The organism is Salinivirga sp. (assembly GCF_055145285.1).
On record NZ_JBSRDC010000005.1, the window covers coordinates 1 to 24,899 of the forward strand.

General features: G+C 38.8%; 21 protein-coding genes. 9 read left to right on the plus strand and 12 right to left on the minus strand.

Annotated features, from left to right (window positions below):
- The 3 genes from ACTB0Y_RS01110 to ACTB0Y_RS01120 form a co-directional block, all read right to left on the minus strand.
- A partial coding sequence (locus ACTB0Y_RS01110) for a GldL-related protein (RefSeq protein WP_463204938.1) occupies window positions 1–810 on the minus strand: 810 nt, incomplete at its 3' end.
- Complete coding sequence (locus ACTB0Y_RS01115; RefSeq protein ID WP_463204939.1) at window positions 807–2,258, minus strand: hypothetical protein; 1,452 nt, start codon at window positions 2,256–2,258, stop codon at window positions 807–809. The genes ACTB0Y_RS01115 and ACTB0Y_RS01110, both read right to left, overlap by 4 nt.
- Window positions 2,252–2,602: a PadR family transcriptional regulator gene (locus tag ACTB0Y_RS01120; protein ID WP_463204940.1), complete on the minus strand. Its 351-nt coding sequence runs from the start codon at window positions 2,600–2,602 to the stop codon at window positions 2,252–2,254. The genes ACTB0Y_RS01115 and ACTB0Y_RS01120 overlap by 7 nt, the downstream gene beginning before the upstream one ends.
- Window positions 2,603–3,021: 419 nt before the next feature.
- Here ACTB0Y_RS01120 and ACTB0Y_RS01125 point away from each other — a divergent pair, with 419 nt between their 5' ends.
- The 6 genes from ACTB0Y_RS01125 (at window position 3,022) to ACTB0Y_RS01150 (ending at window position 8,185) form a co-directional block, all read left to right on the plus strand.
- Window positions 3,022–3,939: a type IV toxin-antitoxin system AbiEi family antitoxin domain-containing protein gene (locus ACTB0Y_RS01125; RefSeq protein WP_463204941.1), complete on the plus strand. Its 918-nt coding sequence runs from the start codon at window positions 3,022–3,024 to the stop codon at window positions 3,937–3,939.
- Window positions 3,940–4,788 (plus strand): nucleotidyl transferase AbiEii/AbiGii toxin family protein, encoded by an 849-nt coding sequence (locus ACTB0Y_RS01130; RefSeq protein ID WP_463204942.1) that lies wholly within the window; start codon window positions 3,940–3,942, stop codon window positions 4,786–4,788.
- A 511-nt stretch (window positions 4,789–5,299) separates the two neighbouring features.
- Window positions 5,300–5,479, plus strand: a complete 180-nt coding sequence (locus ACTB0Y_RS01135; protein ID WP_463204943.1) for a hypothetical protein — start codon at window positions 5,300–5,302, stop codon at window positions 5,477–5,479.
- 447 nt (window positions 5,480–5,926) lie between these two features.
- The gene (locus ACTB0Y_RS01140) at window positions 5,927–6,160 is read left to right on the plus strand and encodes a hypothetical protein (RefSeq protein WP_463204944.1); all 234 of its coding nucleotides are present in this window, start codon (window positions 5,927–5,929) and stop codon (window positions 6,158–6,160) included.
- Between the two features lie 9 nt (window positions 6,161–6,169).
- On the plus strand, window positions 6,170–7,819 hold the full coding sequence (locus tag ACTB0Y_RS01145) for an RNA-binding domain-containing protein (RefSeq protein WP_463204945.1): 1,650 nt from the start codon (window positions 6,170–6,172) through the stop codon (window positions 7,817–7,819).
- Between the two features lie 123 nt (window positions 7,820–7,942).
- Window positions 7,943–8,185 carry a phospholipase D-like domain-containing protein gene (locus ACTB0Y_RS01150; RefSeq protein WP_463204946.1) on the plus strand — a complete coding sequence of 81 codons (243 nt, stop codon included), beginning with the start codon at window positions 7,943–7,945 and terminating at the stop codon, window positions 8,183–8,185.
- Window positions 8,186–8,198: 13 nt separating this feature from the next.
- Here ACTB0Y_RS01150 and ACTB0Y_RS01155 read toward each other — a convergent pair whose 3' ends face one another.
- Together ACTB0Y_RS01155 and ACTB0Y_RS01160 are read right to left on the minus strand one after the other, a co-directional pair.
- Window positions 8,199–8,642 carry a hypothetical protein gene (locus tag ACTB0Y_RS01155; RefSeq protein ID WP_463204947.1) on the minus strand — a complete coding sequence of 148 codons (444 nt, stop codon included), beginning with the start codon at window positions 8,640–8,642 and terminating at the stop codon, window positions 8,199–8,201.
- Between the two features lie 228 nt (window positions 8,643–8,870).
- Window positions 8,871–14,378, minus strand: coding sequence for an alpha-2-macroglobulin family protein (locus ACTB0Y_RS01160; RefSeq protein ID WP_463204948.1), 5,508 nt, complete (start codon window positions 14,376–14,378; stop codon window positions 8,871–8,873).
- Window positions 14,379–14,587: 209 nt separating this feature from the next.
- On the opposite strand from ACTB0Y_RS01160, the gene purD reads away from it, so the two are divergent.
- Together purD and ACTB0Y_RS01170 are read left to right on the plus strand one after the other, a co-directional pair.
- A complete protein-coding gene (gene purD / locus ACTB0Y_RS01165; protein WP_463204949.1) occupies window positions 14,588–15,859 on the plus strand; it encodes a phosphoribosylamine--glycine ligase in 1,272 nt (423 codons plus the stop codon).
- Window positions 15,860–15,865: 6 nt separating this feature from the next.
- The gene (locus tag ACTB0Y_RS01170; RefSeq protein WP_463204950.1) at window positions 15,866–16,837 is read left to right on the plus strand and encodes a DUF6427 family protein; all 972 of its coding nucleotides are present in this window, start codon (window positions 15,866–15,868) and stop codon (window positions 16,835–16,837) included.
- 24 nt (window positions 16,838–16,861) lie between these two features.
- Here the strand turns inward: ACTB0Y_RS01170 and ACTB0Y_RS01175 are convergent, their stop codons facing one another.
- Both ACTB0Y_RS01175 and ACTB0Y_RS01180 read right to left on the minus strand, forming a co-directional pair.
- Entirely contained in the window at window positions 16,862–17,119 is a 258-nt protein-coding gene (locus ACTB0Y_RS01175; protein WP_463204951.1) for a hypothetical protein, read from the minus strand.
- A 127-nt stretch (window positions 17,120–17,246) separates the two neighbouring features.
- Window positions 17,247–19,196 carry a tetratricopeptide repeat protein gene (locus ACTB0Y_RS01180; protein WP_463204952.1) on the minus strand — a complete coding sequence of 650 codons (1,950 nt, stop codon included), beginning with the start codon at window positions 19,194–19,196 and terminating at the stop codon, window positions 17,247–17,249.
- 77 nt (window positions 19,197–19,273) lie between these two features.
- Here ACTB0Y_RS01180 and ACTB0Y_RS01185 point away from each other — a divergent pair, with 77 nt between their 5' ends.
- The gene (locus ACTB0Y_RS01185) at window positions 19,274–20,374 is read left to right on the plus strand and encodes a glycosyltransferase (protein ID WP_463204953.1); all 1,101 of its coding nucleotides are present in this window, start codon (window positions 19,274–19,276) and stop codon (window positions 20,372–20,374) included.
- Window positions 20,375–20,496: 122 nt separating this feature from the next.
- On the opposite strand, the gene ACTB0Y_RS01190 is transcribed toward ACTB0Y_RS01185, so the two are convergent.
- The 5 genes from ACTB0Y_RS01190 to ACTB0Y_RS01210 form a co-directional block, all read right to left on the minus strand.
- Window positions 20,497–22,002, minus strand: coding sequence for a cytochrome c3 family protein (locus ACTB0Y_RS01190; RefSeq protein WP_463204954.1), 1,506 nt, complete (start codon window positions 22,000–22,002; stop codon window positions 20,497–20,499).
- A 235-nt stretch (window positions 22,003–22,237) separates the two neighbouring features.
- Window positions 22,238–22,858, minus strand: a complete 621-nt coding sequence (locus ACTB0Y_RS01195; protein WP_463204955.1) for a cytochrome b/b6 domain-containing protein — start codon at window positions 22,856–22,858, stop codon at window positions 22,238–22,240.
- 2 nt (window positions 22,859–22,860) lie between these two features.
- A complete protein-coding gene (locus ACTB0Y_RS01200; RefSeq protein WP_463204956.1) occupies window positions 22,861–23,817 on the minus strand; it encodes a hypothetical protein in 957 nt (318 codons plus the stop codon).
- A 133-nt stretch (window positions 23,818–23,950) separates the two neighbouring features.
- Window positions 23,951–24,367 (minus strand): c-type cytochrome, encoded by a 417-nt coding sequence (locus ACTB0Y_RS01205; protein ID WP_463204957.1) that lies wholly within the window; start codon window positions 24,365–24,367, stop codon window positions 23,951–23,953.
- 94 nt (window positions 24,368–24,461) lie between these two features.
- Window positions 24,462–24,878 carry a c-type cytochrome gene (locus ACTB0Y_RS01210; RefSeq protein WP_463204958.1) on the minus strand — a complete coding sequence of 139 codons (417 nt, stop codon included), beginning with the start codon at window positions 24,876–24,878 and terminating at the stop codon, window positions 24,462–24,464.
- Window positions 24,879–24,899 lie beyond the last annotated feature (21 nt).

Below are 24,899 nucleotides of genomic sequence, written 5' to 3' on the forward strand. Positions count from 1 at the left end.
GCGCATGATCCGATCCCCTTCCGATAAAACTTGCTGGTTTCCATGAGGTAATGTTGCAAGATAGCAGGCCATTATATTTTCTTTAAGTTCTGTAACGTATTTCTCAGCCGCCATCAACCTGGAATAAGATGCACTGAAACTGGTTTTATTGGTAAGATTCTCGAAACCATCCCCGGCACGCTGGCTCATAAAATGTTTATCATCTGCATTTAACAGTTGAGATTTAACCTGCCTAACGGACTCTTTAGCAAGCCCGAAGCGCTGAGTCTCCTTTTCATCAACATTCGCATATTGCAATTGATTTATTGATTCTATAAATTCCTGGTGTACCTGAAATTCTTTTTCCAAAGAAATATTTTCCTGAATTAAATCTTTCGAAAAATCGATAACAAGAAAGGCATTGCTAATACCCAAATAAGCCATAAAAAACAGAATAATAATGGTTTGTTGCAGTGTAATCAGCTTATATTTCCGTGTATACCACAACAGCGTGGGAATAAACACCACAAAAGGAAATGGAAAAGCAATAAGCATAAGAATTTCTGTCCCCTGCCAGCCCATCACTTTAAACAAAACAGCAATAAAGTGAATTAAAACAGTGAGCAACACAATACTATGAAAAATTACAGTAGGTGGTTTAACTGCTTTATAATTATTAATAAGTGCAAGCGGAACAAAAACAAGGGCAAGTAATACAAGGCCTGCAACGAGTGCGACACCTGCTCCGGGCCAATGAAGTGCTTTGGCCAGTGAACCTGCTCCAACGAGAATGATGGAGAGTATACCTGTAATTTGAGCTGTTTTTTTCATAACGACTGTTTTTGAGGTGAAACATCTTCTGCAGCAGTGTGTATTTCAGCATCAAGCATTACTGACTGAAAGGCAGACTCCATAATAAGCAATTTTTGTTGTAAAAGTGTGAGATATTCAAGCGTGTAAGCCAACGAATTAGAAAAGTGGTAGGTTGGCCAGGTATCCTCTGCAACATCATTATAAAATTCTTCTATTATGGGATTCAAATTGTGTGCAGGCAAAAGCGCATCCATATCTTTCAAATATTGCTTAAGCTCCTCCTGAAGGGCATAACCCTCACCACTACCGGCGTCCTGGTCAAGCATGTATTTTCTTACCAAATCATGACCAAAGGGTGTTTTTAAATAATACAACAACGGTTTTGCGTTTAAACCCGCCTCGGGCCTTACGCCTGAGTCAAACATTACAAGGTCGCTCTTAAGCCCGTCAATTGTCTCTAAAACCGAGGCTGTAGCAGTATGTAGCTTTTGAGCTTTCGTGGCATCTGAGAATTGATTCTTTTCAAGAAATAAACTGTTTGATTTGCTTAATAATTTATTCCCATGCAACAATTCACTGAATTGGCCATTGTAGCTTTGGCTCAAATTGCGGGAAACCTTCACAGAAATGAGGTTTACAGATAAAATAAGCCAGGCCACCCCCAGCACAAGCATAATAAATCGACCTGTGATATAGGTCTTGCTTTTCAAAATATGCGTACCGTAAAGCGGCACAGCAATAAGAAACAAAATAACATTACCTGCCACCAATAAAATGGCAGCACCGGGCCAGTGCATGAGTTTGAAAAGATAACCAGCGGCAAGAATACCAGCAGCCAAAAAAGCAATAATTATGGATGCTTTATGAAGCCTATCGCTGACATTACGTATGCTTTGTGCAAGCAAGGCAGGTAAAAACAAAGCAATCAGCATAAACTCACCTACAACAAGCAAAATCCCTGATGCCGGCCAATGCTGAACCTTAAACAGCACGCCGAGCGTAAAAGCAAAAGCGGCAATAAATCCGGTCAGGTAAGTCAGTACGTTTTTATTACTACGGGTCTCTTTGTAGAGCACATATACCGAAGTAGGCAGAAAAACCAGGCACAGAGTTAAAAAACCCAGTACTAACAACACACCGGCACCGGGCCAGTGGAAGACTTTAAACAGGGAGCCAAATCCCATTAAAACCGGCGCAATGAGTCCGGTTGCTTTCATTGTGTTTTTCATAATTCTATAAGTTTTATCGATTAAATAAAAGGTATCGTCCTGGATCTTTTTCAGCCCCCTGTAGCCGATCCTTTGCTGCACCATTTTATATGCATCATTAAACTTATAGCCTTGTTCCATTTCGTTTTCCACATCACAACAAATATGGTCAACCAAATCTTCCTTCAAATGCGAATAAAAGATTCGTGCTTGCTCAACATCCTTTTCAATTACACTGATATGTGCCTCGGTTAACATAACGAATTATTGAGTCCATAATCAGGTTTCAGGATATTGGAAAGTGTATCCACAAATTCCTGCAGCTCTTTAATCTTTTCCATTGCAGAATTATGCCCTTTATCAGTGAGTTTGTAATACACACGTGTACGATTATTGACAGTCTCCTTATCGGTTGTCACTGCACCATCGTTCTCGAGCTTGTGCAAGATAGGATAAAGTGCTCCGTAGGTAAGTTGCACCTTACCTGATGTAATTTCTTTTACCTTTTGGGTGATTTCATAACCATACATACGATCATTTTCCTTCAACAATTTCAGTATGATCGATTTAATAGATCCCTTCAGTAGTTCTTTTGATATCATTATTTTTAATATATAAGTTTCTAATATATTGCTAAAGTAGTATATAAAATTTTAAAAGTCAAGTTTTTTTGTGTTTTGATGCAAAATTTCTCCTCATTTTTTGCACAACCCGTTAAAGAAGGGACTTTGCGCGAAAAAAGAAAAAATCAAAGTAACCGAAGAAGCAAAATAAGCGATAAGCGCAAGCTTTCCAGTCTCTACATTAAAAATCTTTGGGGGCTTCCCGCAGGGAATTTAGCCTGAAAATTTTGTGACTCTGGATGAAACAATAAAGAAATCGACAATCTTACGGTCATACTAATCGACTTTTACAACTTTCCACCAGTCTTCTTATCCACACCTTTGCAGGGCAGCCCCGATACTACCAACACATTATTTGGGACAGCCACGATTTTATACCTAAACAGCAAAACTATAAAATGGAGCAGATGAATTTTGCTGCCAAGATATCGTTGAAAGTATTTAAAACATCTTATATTTACACCTCATGTAACCCAAAGACCCATTTTTCAGGTCTTATAGATACACAATATGTAATGGCAGATAGTGTTTACAAATCGAAAAACCTAACCAGCGAGCAACTTCATTTCCTAAAGCGGATAGAAGAGGAGGAGATATTGTACTTTCAACTGGCTGAAATTGAGAAAGAATTGCATGAATCTTACACAAATCTAAATGAAATTCTCGAAAACCTGGTTGAAAAAGGAATACTCATTCGTTTAGAAAAAGGAAAGTACTGTAAAGCGAACTTTAGTGATCTTAATGTGCTGGCATCATTTATATCCAATGGGGGCACAATTGCCTATTGGTCAGCTTTACATTTTCATAATCTTACCGACCGTTTTCCCAATACAACATTTGTAAAAACGAATTATCGTAAACGAAATACAAATATTTTGGGATCAACAATTCAGTTTGTATACACTAAACGGGAGAAACGAATTGGGGCAATTCACATGGGTTATGGTCAAAATGCTTATGCAATAACCAACATGGAAGCAACACTGGTTGATTGTTTCGATCAGCCACGGTATGCCGGAGATTGGGCAGATTTGTTGCGCGCCTTTTACCTGGCAGACGTCAGTTCTGAAAAAATGATTGAATATACTAAGGCTTACCAAAATCAATCACTGATAAAGCGTATGGGTTACCTGGCTGAGTTATTCAACAAAAAGAAACTAATGGATTTCGTTGATTACGCAAAAACGCAAACCGGCAAGCGTTATATTCTTCTGGAGCCGGGAGGTTTGGATAAAGGAATATTTGTTAAAAGGTGGAAAATCCGTTTAAATATTGACGAAAACTCAATAATGCAAATCATTGAATCCGGATATTAAATGATTAAACAAAAAGAAATTAGAAACAAGGCCATTGAATGGAAAGTTTCGGCAGATACCGTTGATAAGGACTATGTTCTGGGGCATTTTTTATCCGGTTTTTTTTACCATTTTAATGCCCAACTGATCTTTAAAGGTGGAACATGTTTGCGAAAATGTTATTTCCCAAATTATCGTTTCTCGGAAGACCTCGATTTTTCAGCGATTGAGAATTCTTTTGTATTAAAATCGGATGATTTAAATGATATCTGTCGCAAAGTAGAAGCTTTTTCTGGCATACAATTTTCACCAGAAACAATTGAACCATTAAAACATGAGGATCAACTCAAAGGGTATCAGGTATACATAAAGTATTGGGGAGCCAATCATTCACGCAACCAGCTACCATTGCCTCCTGAACGATGGCAAACCCGTATAAAATTGGAAATATCAACAGCAGAAGTGTTGCTTTGTGAGCCCTCAATTAGAACAATTCATCATCCCTATAGCGATCAATTATTTTCAGAAAAACAAATACAAACATATACAATTGAAGAAATAGTGGCTGAGAAACTGAGAGCATTAAAACAGCGTTCATACACTGCACCACGTGATTTTTATGATTTATATTACTTAACCAATAACTTCAATGCAAAAGAGTGGCAGATTATTAAAAAATTGTTTATAGGAAAAATGAAATATAAAAAAATGATTTATGGCGGACCGGATAGTTTGTTCAAAACCTCATCAATACAACAAACTAAAAAGCAATGGAAAAGAAGCTTACAGCATCAGGTTTCATCGAATGAGTCAGTGAATGCAGATATTATAATTAAGAGTGTGATAGATAGAATATTCAAATATTTGTGACCATAAACAACTAACAATAAACCCCAAAAAACGCTTAAAGGGCGTTTAAATACGCTGATCGGGATCAGTGATGAACTCAAATTCCCCGTTGGTTTTTCTTATTTCTCCGCATGGGAAGCTCTACTCAAAAGCTTGAAAGCGAACCCACATGTGCAATTTAAACTACTGGTGGGTCTCCAGGTAGGCCGGTTGCTGCAACAGATAGTAGAGCAAGGAAATTAGGAAACAGGAATGTCGCAGGAGGATCACTTTCAGCGTTTCATTACATCATTGGGCAATGCCGTAAACAATTAAGAGATGGATACGACGCATTTTACAACCATGTAGAATTCTCTCTGCGAATGATTTAAGCAGGCAGGTTTGCCCGGTGAAATAAAAATACCTGAAGCAACAGCCCTTAAAACCTACCTAGTGCAAAAAGCGAAAAACGGTTTTTTATAAAAATAATGACCGACACTAGTTGTCGAAACCGCCCCGTACATTTAAACAATAAACCTGTAAAAAATGTGCCATGAAAAAACTACTGGAAACTTTACACCTAAAACTTATTTGCCTGGCGGTGTATGTGGGTGCTTTAATAACAGGGTTACACTGGATTTTCTCACTTAATTTACCTAACCCTGTTTCCTTGTTAAAACTCCCACTGGAAGCAGTTGTTGCCTTCCGGGCTTCAGCATGGTCCTCAAAGTAAATTGATAAGCTTTTTGAGGAGGTGAGTAAATTCTAATTATAAACTTTACTACAAAAAAACACGTTTTGCATTCTATTTTTATCCTTTTTTGGTAGCTTTAACTTCAAAATTTCTTTTAATGATGGCCATAAAAGATTGTACATGCAAAGGAGTTAACCCAAATTGCGAAAAGTGTTTTGGTCGTGGTTATTATGATGATGAAACAAACGAAATAGATCTTAATACATTTACTTTAGTAAAATATTTAAAGAGTAATGGCATTACCAATTAATATAGAAAAATGAAACCAATAGTAACGAAACTACCAGCCAACATAAAAAAATTGATTTGCAGCATATTAGCAAAAGTAATGACATTTAGTAACGCAGATGGTAACGTAGTAACGAATGTTTAATTAAACTGTGAGGTTATGAACAATCAGCTTGATAAGCAATAATAAGACATAAAATGAACACAGGACAAATACTCATATACGAAAATCAACAGGGCAACATAAAAATTGATGTGCGCTTAGAAGAAAAAACTGTTTGGTTAAGTCAGCATCAAATGGGGGAATTATTTGGAAAGGATAAACGAACCATTTCTGAGCATATCAGAAATATTTTTAATGAAGGAGAATTGGATGAGAACATGGTTGTCCGGAAATTCCGGACAACCACTTGTGAAATTAAAAACCATTAACTTTGAAGAATGATTGACTTTCTGAATAAAATATTACAAACAAATACCGAAACGGAAGTTTTGGAGTTCAAGAAAGCTGAACAGCAGTTTGATAAGAATAAGCTGGGTAAATACTTTTCGGCCCTTAGCAATGAAGCCAATTTGAATAACCTGCGTAGTGGCTACCTGCTTTTTGGAATCAGCAACGATAAGCGCATTGTTGGAACCCGTATTTCAGACAGCCAAATTAATGAATATAAAAGAGAAATTGCCAACAATAGTTCACCAACCCTCAATTTTATAAGAGTAGAAAAAATACCAACAGATCAAGGCAACGTAATACTATTTGAGATTCCGGCAGCTCCAAAAGGAATGCCCGTGGCATGGAAAAATCATTATTATGCGCGCGATGGGGAAAGTCTGGCTGGTTTATCAATCGAAAAAATTGAACGTATCCGCAATCAGGTACAGGACGATTGGAGCAGGGTAATTGTGCCGGCAGCATCATTAAACGATTTAGATAAAAGTGCCATAGATAAAGCGCGGTTGTTTTACGCTGAAAAGAATCCTCATTTACAAGAAGAAATACAATCGTGGGATGATGTTACTTTTTTAAATAAAGCAAAACTAACCATAAACGGAGATATAACCCGAACAGCCATTTTGCTCCTGGGAAAACCGGAATCAGATCATTATTTGAATCCAGGAACATCTAAAATTAGTTGGATATTACGCGACCGCGATGGCATTGAAAAAGATTATCAACACTTCTTTTGCCCGTTACTCCTTGAAGTTGATAAGGTGTATGGTAAAATACGCAATTTAAAGTATCGTTATATCAAAGAAGGTACACTTTTCCCGGATGAAGTCGATCAATTTGAACCATTTACAATTCGTGAGGCACTTCATAACTGCATTGCCCATCAGGATTATCGTTTGGGTGGAAAAATTAATGTCGTAGAACGTGAAGACGGAATACTTGTTTTTTCTAATTCAGGTGATTTTATTCCTCAAACGGTAGAAAATGTTATTCAATCCGATGCCCCCGAGGCACAATACAGAAACCCTTTTCTGACTACAGCAATGGTTAACCTGAATTTGATTGATACCATTGGCAGTGGAATAAAGAAAATGTTCATCTACCAGAAAAATAAATATTTCCCTTTGCCTGAATATGATTTTTCAAATCGTAAAGTAACCGTAAGTATCATTGGTAAGGTAATGGATGTAAATTATGCAAGAAAGTTAGCGCAAATCCCTGATCTTTCCTTGCATGAAATTATACTTCTGGATAAGGTAGCTAAACAAAAAAAGTTGACAAATGAAGAAATAAATGAACTCAAACAAAAGGAGTTAATTGAAGGAAGAAAGCCTAATTTTTATATTTCATCACGAGTTGCCGGAGCATTAAATGAAAAAGCCTCATATATTAAACAAAGAGGCTTTAAAGACAGCCACTATAAAAAAATGATTTTGGAATTTATTGAAAAATTTGGCAGTGCTGATAAGCAAGAAATAGATCATTTAATCTATGATCAATTACCTGATATATTAAATGCTCAACAAAAAAAGAATAAAGTTCATAACCTCATAAATACAATGTCACAAAAAGATAAGACAATTAAGAATGAAGGTTCAAACAGATACCCCAAATGGATAAAAGTTGAAAAGAATAGATAAGTTTAGATATTTTTATTAATATTATCTAATGTAAATACTTATTATTCATCACAATAGAGCTTACAATATCTATACTTTGGATGAGTTTAGATATTTGTAAAATATCAATAAATATATTTTAAAATGGCCAATAACTTCATAACCAACAATAAAACCCAAAAAACGCTGAAAGGGCGTTTAAATACCCTGATCGGCATCAGCGATGAACTCAAATTTCTCGTGGGCTTTTTTTATTTCTCCGGCTGGGAAGCCCTGCTCAAAAGCTTGAAAGCGAACCCACATGTGCAATTTAAACTACTGGTGGTATGCAGATTAAGCACTTCCTTTGTAATTATTGCAATAGAAAACCAAGCACAACCGGGTTAGCGTTTTTCCCAAATCAGTAATAATCATAATACTCAGGATCAAAACGGCCTTTGTCCGGATGAATGGTGTCTACTTCCATATAAAGTGTTTTAGCGGGGTTTTCTTCATCAAGAAGCAGCACATATTTTCGTTGTCTGTCAAGATGAATATGGGTGATATTAATAAAATTGTCTTCCATCACGAAAAACCTGTTATGTCCGTTTATTACATCATAAAACTCACTGCCATCATCAAGTTTATTTTTCAATCGTACATGTAAATACAGTTCATAGTTTATCATAAATGAATAGTCGGCTCCTGCCCTTTGAATTAACTTAACATAACTATACAGCTTAACCTCATGCCAAATATCATAGGGTGTCATTGTAATAGAATCTTGTTCGGCCCGGTAAACCAACTGGGCTTTTAAGGGCATTTTAAATGCAAAAAGTAATATAAAAACAAAAATTAGGCGCATAGTAAAATATTTTTAAAGGTCTATAAATAATCTACGATGCACTTGCGACAACTAGTGTCGGTTTCTGTATTTTTCTTTTTTTCTGAGGCTTTTAAATCTTGTGTAGTCGTTGTAAACTAACGTTAACGAAGGGATTTGACCATAAAAATTAAAGCTCTGCTTAAGCTTTTAATTCACAAAAAAAGCCCGCTACAAAACTGCAGCGGGCTGTGCATATTCTATTCCTGATTATTCCTTACGTATAACTTTTACAAACTGCGACTGGGTGCGTGCATTGATCGTGTGATCGTACATGGCCTCCACCGTTACCGGAGCAAAATAGAACCGGCCCGGATAGCTGGCATTTAATTTAATATAAAACACTTTACTCTGGCTCTTGGCCAAATCAAAATAGGTCATCACCCTGGTGTCGCGAAAATCGCGGTAAGTGTAATTACTCTCGTTAATTTCGCCGTCGAAATCGGTAAACCGTGTATTGATAATTTCCCAACCACCGGGAGCGGTAAAAGTAAGCGCCAGGTCTTTATAGGCTCTTCGCACACCCGGATGTTTAACGCTGATACGCGCTATAAGATCCGTTGTTTGGTCGATTTGCGAAACAGACACGGGATTTTGGTTAAAATCAAGGTATTGCACATCAATACTCAAATTCGATGCATCACCCGCCATCTCTTTGGGCAGCGGTTTACCCTGACTGATCATCTGGAGGAATATTTCACCACCCGACTGGTTGGTAAACCTGATATTCTGCGACAATGAAAATTCTAATGGAAAATCGACACTGGCCACATGTTTGCTACTTTGCACCGTGTTTTTCTTGCCATTATTTACGGCATAAGTCAGGTCGATTTTACGTGCCACATCGCGTTTACGGTAAAATTCGGCGATGGCATACATAACCCATGCGCGGGTTTGCGTGCTGTACCACTGGTCTTCAATCATAGCTTCAGACATTTCTGCGATCAGGTTAAAAGCCTCTGTTTCTTTGCCGAGGTAATCGAGTGTTTGCAGCACCATAGCTTGCTCACGCAATGAGGAACCATAGGTGTAACGTATGGTATTGATGGGTTCGGCTACAGATAAACTGGTAATTAGCTTTTCAGCGGCGCGGTCCCGCCCTGCCACAGCGTAGGCAGCGGCCAGTCGCCACTGGACTGTTGGATGCAGTTTTTCCAAACTTCTCAAACGGTTCATTGCACCACGGGCAGGCTTATCTGCAAGCGCCAGTGTATAGAGTCTGTAAGCCTGGTTATAACGTGAAGTGGGTCCATTATCGACCCAATTACGGGCCATGGTTTTTTGGTATCTTTCCCATTTATTCAACAAACCACGGTCGACCTGGTAGCCTGCCCCCTGGGCAATTAGCATAAAATGGCCGGCATAGTTTGTTCCCCACTTGTTCACATTGCGCGATCCGGGCCAGTACCCCAGTCCTCCGCTTGAAGTTTGAAACTTACGGAGTTGTTGCAGGGCTGCTGAAATCTTATCCTTCATTCTTTTTTCGGTCTTAGCTGATAGCTGAATTATTTTGGGTGCATGCACAAGCCCGAAAACACCGGAAACAGTCTGCTCAATGCAGCCATGCGGATAATTTAGAAGGTAATGGAAATGCTTTTGAATATTAAACGGCGGCATGGTAGCCACTTCTGCAGTCAATTCATTTGTACCCGGTGCACCGATGGGGTCCACAGCTATGGTACGACTTTCCTCATCATCTAAACGCACATAATTTACATTGTAAATGGTGGGTGTTGGATTATAAATTTCAATGAAAAGAGGCTCCATAGCCGTATAAGTTCCATCCATGGCATGCACACTAAATTTTGTACTGCCCGGAGCTTTACCGGCAATGCAGTCGAAAAAAATCATTTTCTCCTGCTGCCCACGTTCAAATGAAATTTTTCGTTTTGGATTGTCTACTGCAATGTTGTTGTCGTGTTTAATCTCAATAGTCACGCTACCGCTTGATGACTGGTCACGGAACACATTTACCGGCAACACAAATTGATCTTTCATCACCAATTTGCGGGGCGCGGTGGCCATCACCATTAATGGCGACTTAACTTTGGCGGAGCGTTCAGCTTTTCCAAAGGCTTGCTCGTTGCGGGCAATCACCATGGTACGCACTTCACCAATGTATGGAGGCAATTTAATTTTGTGTGTATACGATTTTCCTTTTACCAAATCGAATGGACCTTCCACAACCACAACCGGTTTAAAACGCTGGTCAGCCACCTTTGAAGGATCTTTATCGCCCATAGCACCACCACCGATACCAATTACACGCTCAATTGTGGAGCTAAACGCACCAATCACCCAGTCAAAAATATCGTAGGTCATCACACCCAAAGCTTCATGACTGAAAAAATGTGCATAAGGGTCTGCTGTGGAGAAATTCGTTAGCGCCAGCAAACCTTCGTCCACAATGGCAAGGGTATAGTTCATGGCTTTCCCCTCCTGCTCGGAGATAGTAATCTCAAACTCCTCACCTGACTCTACGGTTTCGTCCATCTCTATCACCGGGTGAATTTTCTTTTCCGGATCGGTTACACCAATACCGGCTACACCATAAAGCCTCAATGGTTGGTCGTTGGCTGTGCGATTATAAGACTGCAGGTAATGAATATTGATGTAACAATTCGGGCTCATTGCAGGAGTGGTTTTAAATGAAAAGGATGTTTCTCCAGCCTGTGTATCAACCCAATAATCTTCAATAACACGAATCCCGTTTTCAATGCTGACCAGTGCCTTTCCTCCTGCTTCTGTGGGGAAACTCAAAGTTACGGTTTCACCTGTCTCGTAAGCCTCTTTATCAGTGGCAAAACGCAACATGTTTTGGGATACACCTTCCGGTCTGTTATTCCGGCCGGCAATAGAAGGCCAGTCGAAATAAATAAACTTCGAGGCGACTTGCTCATTACGCATATTGGTTACCTCAATAAGGTATCTTCCCCATTCTTTCCGGTCCATGGAGAGCTCATAAGTGCCTTCGCCATTTTTTATGTTGACATAATCGGTTTTCTTGAGTTTTTTATACCTACGGTAGCGGTAACCAAAATCATTGGCCGACTCCCACCACCAGCTCCAGGCCACCTTATAAACTTTTACCTTGGCGCGCACGGTGGAACTCATTTTTTCGCCCATTACATCTGTGGCAGCAATATCGATGTCGATTGCCCTGTCGGTCTGGTACATATTGTATCGGCCGTTAGGTTCGGGCAATCTTAGTCCTACGTATGATGTGTATGGATAGTAATCTTGCTGTGCTGAGGCAATACTAAAATTGCCATTGGGTTCGAATACTTTAAAAAAGTAAGATAACGCCACTTTAGCCGGCAACATTTTAGATTCAGGTGTATAGGCAGGAATTTCAGCATCTCCTTCGGTATTAAGATTACCTTCAAAATACATTTTGGGAGGTGTGCTTAGTTGCTGTTCCTGGTGATTAAACTCAAATCCGGGCCAATTATCAAATTTCAACCTGGCTTTTGTAGCAGCACCCTCTACTGTAACTTTCAGGTTGCTTACAGGAGCACCATGTAACCATTCGGCATGAATGTCGATATAACGTTTTTCGTCGGCCAGAATACGCCCAGGTGCATCTATATCCAGTTTAAGCCTGTTGGGCTTTACGGTTTCAACAGCTATAGATTTTGTAAATGTACGACTACCCACCATTGCTTTAATGCGCCATGTACCGGTTTCATCATCAGTTGAGGTAGGAAAATGAACCAGGTAATGGTCAGCGGCGTTGCGTGAGAGCACTTTCCTTCCTGCCTGTTGCGATCGGGCATTATACAACTCAATGGTTATTGGAATATTACCAGGCAAATTATTGGTTAAGTCATGCAACATAAAACCTGTATAAATGGTATCGCCCGGACGGTATACGCCACGCTCGTTGTAAACAAATCCTTTGAGGCCTTCACGAACCACCACACCATCTGTTCGAAAATGGCTGTAGGAAAGAGCTTCGCTACTACTCATGCGCAGATAAGTGGTATGATTACCATCTGTTGCCCGAACAAAATACGGATCTTCGAGCCTGCTGAATTCGACTTTACCATTGGCGTCTGTTTGCCCCTTATCCAGAACCTGCTGCTGATAATCGAGCACTTCGACTGTAGCGCCCGACAGCACCTTGGTTTTTGATAAAATCGTGGTAAATATGGTTAAATGGTTATCTTGTCCTTCTTTGGCAATAACGCCAATATCACTTACCATAAAATTGTGCTTAAGGGCACGCCTGAACCCGTAGTAGTATTCATGACAGGCATCGTCGCGATGGCGCCAGCTATAACGGTCGCCGTAGGAATAGCGGGAGAAATCTTTCCAAAAGCTTTCCGGGGCAATTTGAGCCCTTTTTTCTGCTGAACCCTCATCACACTGGGTGATGGCATTTTCTTTTCTAAAAGCTATTTGCACATGATAAAGGGCACCAGGTGCTTGTTCTACAATTTTATTCAGGTCAATATAAAAAGTGTTCCATTGCCCCAAATCGGTATTAGCAAATTGTTCCAGCATCACCGTTTGTTCAAACACAGGTTTTCCTACACGATCGAGCTGGCGGTCATCATCAAGTGTGTTCACCTGCAGGAACTGAATGATATTTTTTTCATACACTCTGTAAACCCTCACATCTACTGCACGTAAGTTTACTGCTTCAAAAGCAAACAGGGCGCCTTGTTCTCCGGGAGGCAAAATTACATCATCAGATTTGGCCCGCACAGCAGGCTTCAACTCTTCAAAGAGGATGTTTAATGTGGTGTCGGCACTTAAAGTTTTATCGTTTGTGCTTTTAATACCCCGGTGAATGGTTAGTTCATCCTGAATTTTCTGGCGTTTCACAGGTTGAATAATAAGTAGATTACCGGCCACATCAAGCTGGTAGTTATCAATCTGACTAAAAGTAACTAAGCCTTTGAGATCCTGATAACGTTGCACGGGATCGGAAAAATAAAGTACTACCTGCTGATCAGGGTGTTGTTGCACTTTGTATCCTGTAAGTATAAACTCATGCTTCGAGGGAATTTTATAGGTGGTCATCCCCTTGTTGCTTATATTTAGTGGTTCTCCGGTATATTCAATGGTCAATTGCTTTGATTGTTCGGTGCGTGCAATGCTGTCTATGGTAAATTGAAAAAAACGACCACTTTTGTCAGCTTCCCATTTCACCTTATAGTTTTGATTGCCAACAGAAGCCTGCAGCATTTTTTCAACTACATCCGGAGCTGCTTTATCGGCCAGAGTAAGATTTCCATACACCCTGAGCATTTCGGCTTCTTGAATATCTACGGGCGCCAGTCCTTCAATGTCGATATTAAAATTTTGCTCAATTACATTGAAATCAAACTCATATGCATCAACCTTGAGCGAGTCTACCATTTCAGCCAAATCGACTTCCACATGATACTGTTCACCATTCAAAAAAGGTTTTGCGGGGGTAAATTCCAGTACATTGGGTTGCACCCAAATGGCCTGCCCGTCAGTTGATGGTGAAATATCAAACACCCCGTCTGACGCAGCAATACCCGTTTGATCTACAGTAACAATGTTTTGTGTAAAATAGACCTTCACAGGACTATGAGCAGACACGGTTCCACTCGTATGCGCAGAAATCCATCTTGCATACGCTTGCCGGTTTTCTTCACCTGAAGTGGTGAAAACGGTAAAATAAATTGCGATTATGGCAGCCAGGAGTGCGCCAATGGTAATAAAAAGTGTTTTTCGATTCATGGCAGACAAATTTTTGTTTAAAGTTAAAAAAAAATGAGCATGTATTGATAATTATTGATGAGCCAATTCAATAATCGGCTATTGGGCGTAGGCCACTAACCCGTTCCTACTCCAAACCAGCCGCTTTGCGCATGACATAAAGAACCGCTCCCATTTCATTTCCCTGCGGGAAAATATTATCTTCGTGAAGATTTTAAATTTGACACATTATGAACGTATTGGTGCTTGGTTCCGGAGGTAGAGAACATGCCTTAGCATGGAAGCTCAGCCAAAGTAAAAAAATTGATACCCTTTATATTGCGCCCGGCAATGGTGGCACTCAAAATTGTGGCACCAATTTAAGTGTCGACCCTACTGATTTTGAATCGATAAAAAAAACGGTTACAGAGAAACAAATCGGGCTGGTTATAGTAGGGCCGGAAGCTCCTTTGGTAGGGGGACTTGCAGATTTCTTCATTGCCGATGAAAGATTAAAGGCAATACCTGTAATAGGCCCCACAAAAGCAGGCGCAATGCTCGAAGGGAGTAAAGATTTTGCTAAGGCATTTATGCAGGACTTTGATATTCCAACAGCCCGTTACCGTTCTTTCACTAAATCTACCCTGGAAGAAGGGAAATCTTTTCTGGAAACGCTGCAAGCACCATACGTACTGAAAGCTGATGGGCTGGCAGCAGGCAAAGGCGTGCTGATACTTGAAGATATCGACACGGCCAAACAAGAGTTGGAAAAGATGCTAAGCGGAAAATTTGGAGATGCCAGTGCAACGGTAGTGGTGGAGGAGTTTCTGAAAGGTATAGAATTATCCTGTTTCTGCTACACCAATGGCAAAGATTACGTGATGCTTCCTGAAGCAAAAGATTATAAGCGCATTGGAGAAGGAGACACAGGACTGAATACCGGCGGCATGGGCAGCATTTCACCCGTTATATTTGCCAATACCGAATTCACGGAAAAAGTAAAAAACCGTATTGTTGAGCCTACCATTAAGGGGTTGCAGCAACGTGGAATCAATTACCACGGTTTTATATTTTTTGGCCTCATGAATGTAAACGGCAATCCTTACGTAATAGAATACAATGTGCGCCTCGGTGACCCTGAAACGGAATCGATTCTGCCACGAATCAAAACCGATTTAATGGACATGTTTGAAGCCGGCATATCGGACAGCCTCAAAAATTTTGAGCTTGAAATAGAATCAAAATTTGCCGTTGCTATAATGCTTGTTTCAGGAGGTTACCCTGAAGCCTATGAAAAGGGAAAAATTATCATAGGACTTGATACCATTGAAGATTGTATTGCTTTACACGCAGGCACAAAGAAAACAGATAAGGGTATTATGACCAGCGGGGGACGCGTAATGGCTATAACAAGTTTTGGCAAAACCATGAAGGAAGCCCTGGAAATTTCACTAAATAACGCAGAAAAAATTAATTTTGATAAAAAATATTACCGGAAAGACCTGGGATTTGATCTAAAATAGAAACCTATGTTTGTTAGACTGCTTAAAGGACCACAACCTGCCAACATATTGCTAATCGTGCTTTTTAGCGCCCTGCTTTGGCTTAAACTATTTTGGACTCACGATTTTAACTCACAAATATATTTTGCCCCTTTCATAAAAAGCCATTACCTCCATTTTGGGAACTTGCAACTCCTCAATTCCCTCATCTTGTTTTCTTTGATTGTTTTTGAGGCATTTTACATGGTAAGGCTCAATTTTCAGTATATTTTCATAGATCGGCGCACCTACCTCCCGGCGTTTGTTTACATTTTATGGATGACTTTAATGACCGGCACCAGCCATTTCAATGCTACGGTTATTGCAAATTTATTCATTCTCATTGCTTTTGAGGCTATGCTTAAAACCGAGATAAGCCGCCTTAACATCAGAATAATTTTTAGATCGGGCTTGCTGATAGGTATTGCAGCCATGTTTTACTGGCCGGTGATGCTTATGATTGTGCCTTTGTGGTTCTTCACACTGATATTACATGGGCTTAACTGGCGTGGACTAATTGTGCAGATTATTGGTGCAATTACTCCATGGTTATTTCTGGCCTTTTATTACTTCATGTCAGACCAAACTGAAATATATCAGGTCATAGCAAATAAACTGAGCATACATCGCAACTTTCCGCTGAGCGATGATCTCAGGTCAATAAAAATATATGTACTTATTTTCTTGTTATTTAGCGCTATGTGGTACCATTTCACCCATGTAATTGATAAAAAAATCATCATCAGAAAATATTACATGGGGCTATTTTGGTTTTTGGTAACCATTACAGCAAGCATGCTACTCATACCGCCGGCAGGTCAGGCAGGTGTAGCATTGGCCGGAATACCGGCAACTATTTTCCTGTCTAACCAATACCTGGTTACCCGCAGCCGAATTTTTACTGAAATCAATTTCAGTATTTTTGTGGCCGCAGCGGTAATATGGGTGGTGATGACATGAAAGGCCATGTCGCAAAATCGGTAATTAATCGTCTAACGATTTAGTTTCTATGTGCTTTCCTCCTGCCGGGTCTTCGGGTGGGTTTTCCTGCAAGTGATTCAAATCAGTTACAAATTTTTCAATGGCGGCATCGTCAAAATCTTTTTCTTTGGCTGCTTCCTCCAATGTACCCCAAATGGGTTCACCACATGCAATACATTTAATACCTTGTTCCATTAAATATCGTACTGAACCAGGCACATCATCCACGAGATCTTCGATTGTAATATCTTTTGTAATCATAGTATCTATATATTTTGATAAGTAAAGTTACAAGAAATATTCCAAAACAAAAACACCATATACGCTTTAAGTTCAGACCTTTAGCATAAATAAAGTGGGCGCCTCTAAAACCGGGATGTAAGAAGAATTATTCTTTTGATTTACAGTAGCGCTTAATTACATTATAAGCCTCAGAAATACCAAGCTCACCAGCCTTACTTACATCGAGACAACCTTTTTCGGTTTCCTGCAGATATATCAATGTAAGTCCACGGTTATAATAAGCTTCAGGAAGTTTATCAATGGCAATAGCTTCCGTATAATCAGCTATACCCTTTTTAAAGTCTCTTTGCTGGCAATATAAATTACCTCTGTTGTAATAAGCCAGACTAAAGTCATTATTGAGTTCAATACTTCTTGACAAGTCGTCAATGGCACCGGTATAATCAAGTGAACTGTTACTGGCAGTAGTATTATTCATAGATCCGGTTTTATTATTTAGTCTGATTTGTTTCGGGAAATCGTTCATTGTGTGAATATAAGATTGCATTTGAGCTTTGATTGTCCCTAACAAGAAATGGGTTTGCCAGTCCATTTTTATGTTATCGAATGCTTTAACAGCCTTGTAATAATTATTATTCAGGCTTTGATGCAAGGCATAGCTATACAAATCGGTTTGGTTGGCCGATGGTTTTAGAGAATCCAGTGGTTTAGGTTCTGCAATCAGCGTTTCTGATTCATTGGGCCAAAGCCCCGGAATCCATTTCCATTCATTCTCCACATCTTTTTCATGATCAAAGATAGCCTGCACAAACCTTACATTTTCCGGGTTTACATCTTCCGATACCGGAATTATTACATAATTGTTTTTCAGGGTAATCTGTACATTTCTGTTTTGGATTCTGTTGCGGGTAAAATCATTATTAAACTCAGAATTAAAGTCTATTAACTGAGCCAGATTTCTGGAAGTATCGCGGAAAGCCTGATAGGTTGTGTCGTTGTGAGACTTTTTGTATTCAGCGATGATATTCTCAGCTTTTTGCCGATCTAAAAAAGCGCCTTTCTCCTGCCCTAACTTTTGTTTAACTACTGATCGGTTTATATATGCTGTGGCAAAATCGGGAAAGATTTCAATTGCTTTATCGTAATCTTCCAGCGCTCCTTTTAATTGGCCAATTTCAATTTTAACTCCGGCACGATTATAATATACAAGCACATTATCCGGATTGAGTTTACTTACCTTATTATAATCTTCAATGGCATCGTCATAATTACCCATCTCCGACTTTAACAAAGCTCGATTATAAATAGCTAACGCATTGCCGGGATCGAGTGTTACTACGGTATTATAATCTTCCAGTGCTTTATCGTAATTTCCCATTTTATAATGTGCAAGCGCACGCTGATAAACAACGAGGCTATTTTTCGGATCGAGTTTCAAAGCCTGGTTGTAATCCTCAATAGCCTGTTGGTGGTCTTCTTTCATATAGGCTATAAGACCTCTGCGACGGAAGGCTTCTTCATGATAAGGATTAAGTTTAATGCTTTTATTGAGGTCTCTGATGGCCATAGCCGTATCTTTGAGTTTTAATAAAGCAATGGCTCTGTTCATATAAGCTAATGGCTGATTGGGGTCGATCCGTAAAGCTTCATTGAAATCATTTCTGGCTTCTTTATACTCCTCATTCATTAAAAAAGTCAAACCCCTGTGTATGTACACCATTGGTTCAGTAGGATCCATTTGGAGCGCCTGTTCATAATCGTCTAAAGCATCTTTAAAATCTTTTAGTTGCTCATGAGTAAGCCCTCTGTAATGATAAGCATTGGCGTAAAACGGATTAATTTTAATGGCCTGCGTAAAATCTGTTCTGGCACCCAAATAATCGCCCAGATTATATTTAGCTATACCTCGCAAGAAATAGGCTTGTGCAAATTTGGGTTTTACTTCCACTATACGGCTGAAGCGATTAATAGCTTCAGTATAATTTTTCTCCATTAGTGCCATGCGCCCGGCTCCCAAATAAGCTTTGATATTTAATTGCGATAGCGTGGTAAGTGATAGCAAAACAAAAACTATAAAAATGAAATATTTCTTCATGTGGATGTCAGGTATTATTGCAGTTTTATGCGTTAAGCATTACTTTTACTAATTAAGCATTTATTTAACGCAAGATAATGAATTTTATTCCGCTCCTTTTTTATTCCATAGCTTTTTTTCTTTTACTGGTTTATGCTGTGATGATTTGGCGAACTACAAAAGCGTTAAAGAAAAACAAGCAACATAAAAAGGTTAAAAACGAATCAGGCCGGATTAGGATTGATGTCATTATACCCTACCACAACGAAGAAAATTACTTACCTCTAATTGCAGCCGATTTAGCTAAACAGTCCCATCAAAACTTTCGGGTCATTTGGGTCAATGATCATTCTACCGATAACAGCACCACAAAACTCAAAGAAGTATACAACAAAGATGACACAGTTTTTCTGGATGCGAAAAACAGCGGAAAAAAACATACGGTTGCAGAAGCACTAAGTATTACCAATGCCGAGTTGATAGTATTTACCGATGCAGATTGCAGACTGCCTGAGACATGGCTTTCGGGCTACGCTTCTCTACATTGCCAACAGAAGAAAGGTTTATATTTTGGGGCGGTCATAAATAGCACAAGCAACAATTTACAGAAGCTTTTTGCCCTGGAATTCCTCAGTTTGATGGGAACTGGCATGGGACTGGGCCTCAGGGGAAGTCCGGTTTACATGAATGGAGCAAATTATGCCATTTCTGCTGATTTAAAAGAACTTTCCAGCCAGCAAGATGGCCAGAAATATAGCAGTGGGGATGATGTTTTTCTGCTTCACACAGTAAAAAAGCTTCTGGGCAGCAAATATATCATACCTTACCCATCTGATGAATTAGTGGTAACAACTCCTGCGCCAAAATCGGTCAAAAGCTTCATTCGCCAAAGGATACGGTGGGGCGGAAAAGCAAAAAGTTATAAAGATGTGCAAACATTTTTACTGGCCGTGCGAATTTTTACAATTGCCTTTGTGCAGATATTTGTGCTCTTTTATTGGCCGGTTTTACTATTGTCCATTCTGATTTGGGTTTTTAAAATGGGGACAGATTACTTTGCTTTATGGCAATATACCGGGAAGTGGAAAAAACACGAGTTGCGCCAGTATATTTTCCTAACAAGCTTATTATATCCGTTTTATATAATAATTACAGCCTTTTCCGGCCTTCTTGCAGCACCTCAGAAGTGGTATAAATAATGTTTAATATACATAAGGAACCTTTCGCAAATTATACAGAAAAAAGAGACCACGGTGGAACCTGCGATCTCTTTTTGATAGTATTTAGAGTAATTTATGTCGTATTCAAATTATTACATCGTCTACAAATACAAATATCTGTGACAATCAGTACAGTTGGACTCTTTCCATGCCCCACCGATGTCAACAGGGTGATCGAATTCAAGAGATTCATTATGCTTAGCAACTTCTGCTTTCCCGGGTTCACCCTGCAACAGAATTGAGTGGCACATTTTGCAATCTTTTCTAATACGGTCCCCATTATTTGAAACATGGAAACTATCATGACAACGGAAGCAGCCATTATATTCAACATGGCCGATATGGTCTGGATATTCATCCCAATTTGCACCCATTTCAGGGAAAATATTTTGACTAAAACACTCTTGGGTTCCGGTTATGGCAGTTCTAATCTTTTCTTGATTATCAGCATAAAGGTCAGGATAGTTATCCTCATAAAAAGTTGAAATTTTTTCGTCAATGATCATCATTGCTGAATCCATGGTATTAAATTTTTCATTGAACAAAATATCCATTGTCAACTTTTTAATTTCCGGAAGGTCTTTTGGTATGTCCCCGGATGCAATTTTCTGATCTACAAACAACTGAGGCACTAAAAACTTGTGCGATGGTCTATTATGACAGTCCATACAGTCCATAGTCCGTTTTTCAGTTACGGTTTTTAATGAATCATCCATGGGCATAAACTCATCTTCGTATACTATAGTATCACCAGTTTTTTTATTTATATAGCGAATCCATGGCAAGTATTCTCTTTTGTCGTCGCTGGCCATATATTCAATTTTTACATTCTCGTTGTTGTGCCAGTGTATGCCTTTTTGATTCGCGAACATACTATGCTTGGCACCTATCTTCATACTTAAATGAATATTCCACTCTGTATTCATTGAGTCAGCCAAAAAATGTTTTTCATACCTTATTTGACTTGAATAAAACTTTTTTGGCCAATGACACTGCTCACAGGTTTCTCTTGCCGGTCGCAAATTCTCAATTGGCGTAGGAATAGGTTTTGGATATTTCTCTGCAAGAACTGAGTATACCTGATAGGCCCCAGATAGTTTTGATTTAACATACCACCCAGCTCCTTCTCCAACATGGCACTCTGTACATGTTACTCTAGCGTGCGGTGATTCTTGATAGGTGGTATGTTCCGGTTTCATTACTTTATGACAAACTTTTCCGCAAAATTCAACAGATTCTGTCATGTGGTAAGCCTGGTAACTCCCTACAGCCGAAAGCACAAGAAAAATAATCGTTCCAAAAACAAAAATTACGGCTGCAATACGTGTGCGTGGATTATTAAAATCAATTACTTTCCAACGCTTAGGATCATAATCTTTGTCCCGGGCGAATTTTTTAGCTGTCCTAATCATACCAATGGGAATCAGCACAAGGCCAATAATAATAAAAACAGGAAGTACCATGTACATCAAAATCCCAACATATGTACTACCTACATTAAAAAAATAGGTTACAATAAAAAGAAATGCGAAGATGATTAACGCTGTAAGACCAAGAATTGAACCTAATAGTGATAAGCGATTGAAAAAAGTTCTGGGTAATTTCATGCGTATATAATTTTGATTATAATGATCGAATGAATCAAACCATGATGCTTGAAATATAGATCAACAATATTTGTAGTTTTCATTACAAAAAGCACTGCATATAATCCAAAGGTTAGCACTACATGCCCGCTCAACCCAGGATCCGGTAGTTCTACCGTATAAAATTATTCGCAATGATGGGATGGTACACCAGACTACATTTAAAAGCGCTCAACAAATTTCGCTCCCATCATTTTTAAGTTCTTTCGTGATACCCAGTCACTATGCTTTTGTAATTTTTTATTGGATGCTTCCCTACTGACGAAACATATAAATGTATGACTAAGAATATGGATAGAAAGAAACCAACACTAGCATGTATAATAGCGGTTATTTGAATACCATTAATATCGAAAAGATCATCTACAATCATTTCGGGATACAACAATGACAGACCTGTTATTATACTTATCGGCACCAGAAAATACATTGCACTGGCGTATGAAATCCGTTGTAAGGGGTTAAATTTATTTTGTTCACTTATTGGGTAAGGCTTGGGTGCATCTTTGAAATAACCAAATACATAGAACTCTGTTTGCTTAATAAGGCGATTTATAAGTCCCTTACGTTGTATTCTATATTGTTTCCCATTTTTTGAAATCAGGTTCCCAATAATAAACCACACATAACTAATTACAGCAATAACCCCAAAAATGTTATGTAAAGTGATTGCTGTGCCAAATGGAATAAACGGATATTGAAGATCAGAATACTGAATACTTATACCGGTTACAATCAACATAATAATACAAACAGCATTAATGCCATGCCAAATACGCAACCAGGTAGGATATAAATACATCTTATTGTTCTCCATAACTATTTTCTTTTTATAATTCGCATAATAATATGTACAAATATACCGCTGAAAGTAAGAGCAAAAATAAGCAAGCTTATATTATTTAGGTTCTTATTACGATTAGCACCTATCACATAGGCTTCATTCAAAATTATATCATTATAAAAGCCGCCGTCACGATCTTTGACCCTTCGATATTTATATAATTTATTACTTAATAATGAATTTGTTGAGTGGCACTCGGCGCATCGTTTTACGGCTTTTGTTTTTGATAAAATCTTGTGAGGCACATTCATTGTATCTTTAATAGGAGTATGGCATTCGATACATCGCACATTACTAAAATGAAGCTCCTGATTCGGAAGCCAACTGTGCGTTTCCAAAATCTCAGGCCTTTTTTGTTCTGTAAATAAATGGTAACGATTAATGTCACCATGGCAATCCAAACACATTGCATTATTGGACGTTACAATTTCTTTAATTTTGCTTGTGCTATCCCGAGCGACCAATTTATAGGTATGCGGATCATGGCATTTAGAACAGGTAAAGTTATCTCCAATTGCCTTGGCATGAATACTTTGCTCTACTTCTTGAGCGATCTCATCGAAGTGGAACTGCGCAAAAAGATCATCTCCTCCATGACAATCCATACATCCGTATTGGGGTTCAAGTTTCAATGAAGCCTTGTGAGGATAAGTTTCATACTCGTAATTATGACAATCAATACAGGCGAAACTGGAGTGAACCCCATTTACGTAGCCAATAGTATCGATTATATAGTATGGATTCATGATTCTTCGCTGCGTGGTCTGTGTCATTTCAATAAATACCTCATAATGAGTGTTAGCATGGCATTTAATGCATGTTCTATTCATGTCCATCATGGCTTGCTCTTCCGCCTGCGCAAAGCTCTTTAAATTACTTGTCGTTAGTAGCAAAGTTCCTACCACTATAATCCATAAAATTCTCATTGGCATTGTCTCTATTTTTTTTAGTTATTAAATACACGCCATTGCAAGCTTGCAAATAAATCGCGATTAATATAAGATAAAGGGATGTAGGATACCTCTCGACGATTATGCAAAAAAATATGCGGTTTTGAATGTTTGGTTATTTCATGCCCCTAATAAAATTGATCAAAGCCCACCGATCTTCTTCCACTGTAATTTTCTTTTCAAAGGAAGGCATTTCATCTCGTCCAATAATTGACATATAGTAAAGTTCGCCATCAGTATGAGATTGCACTTCCTCTGAAGCAAAATCGCGAATCTTTACATCTAACATTCTGGCTTTAGCACCATTTCCCGTTCCTCTGTTGCCATGACATGACCGGCAGTGCTTCATGTAAATACTACGTCCCACATTCTTAAGTCCTTTATCGCCTTTGTAAGGGTTCTCCATGTTTTTGTACTTTGCAGGTATTTCCCACTCTGGGCCATACTCTTTATCCTGTGGAAAACTAAAGGCCATTAAAACTAACCCGATTAGAACTAAGGAGGTTAAACTTATTAAGTGGATTTTTTTCATAATATAGTTTTTTATGGTTTGCAATAAAAGGAATCAACACTTAATCAAAATAAATGCCCCATCCAGGATTATTCTGAACAGGGGCATTTAAGTTTTATTTAAACGACCGGATATAATTAATCAGTGCCCAGCGATCTTCTTCATATTCTATTTTCGATTCATAGTTGGGCATCTCATCACGTCCCATAATAGACATGTAGTAAATCTCACCATCAGTGTGCGATTGTACTTCTTCAGATCCAAGATCACGCATAGCTGTTTTAAGCATGCGGGATTTTGGGCCATCTCCTTCGCCTTTATTTCCATGGCAAGAGCGACAATGTTTCATATAAAGACCACGCCCTACATTTTTCAGCGATTTATCGCCTTTGTGGGGGTTTTCCATATTTTCATACTTTGCCGGAATTTCCCACTCGGGGCCATAAGGCTTGTCTTGTGGAAAATTAAAAGACATTAGAATAAAGGCCATTGCTATGGCTGATACTAGAATTGTTAAATACGTTTTTTTCATAACTCAAAATTTAATGTTAAT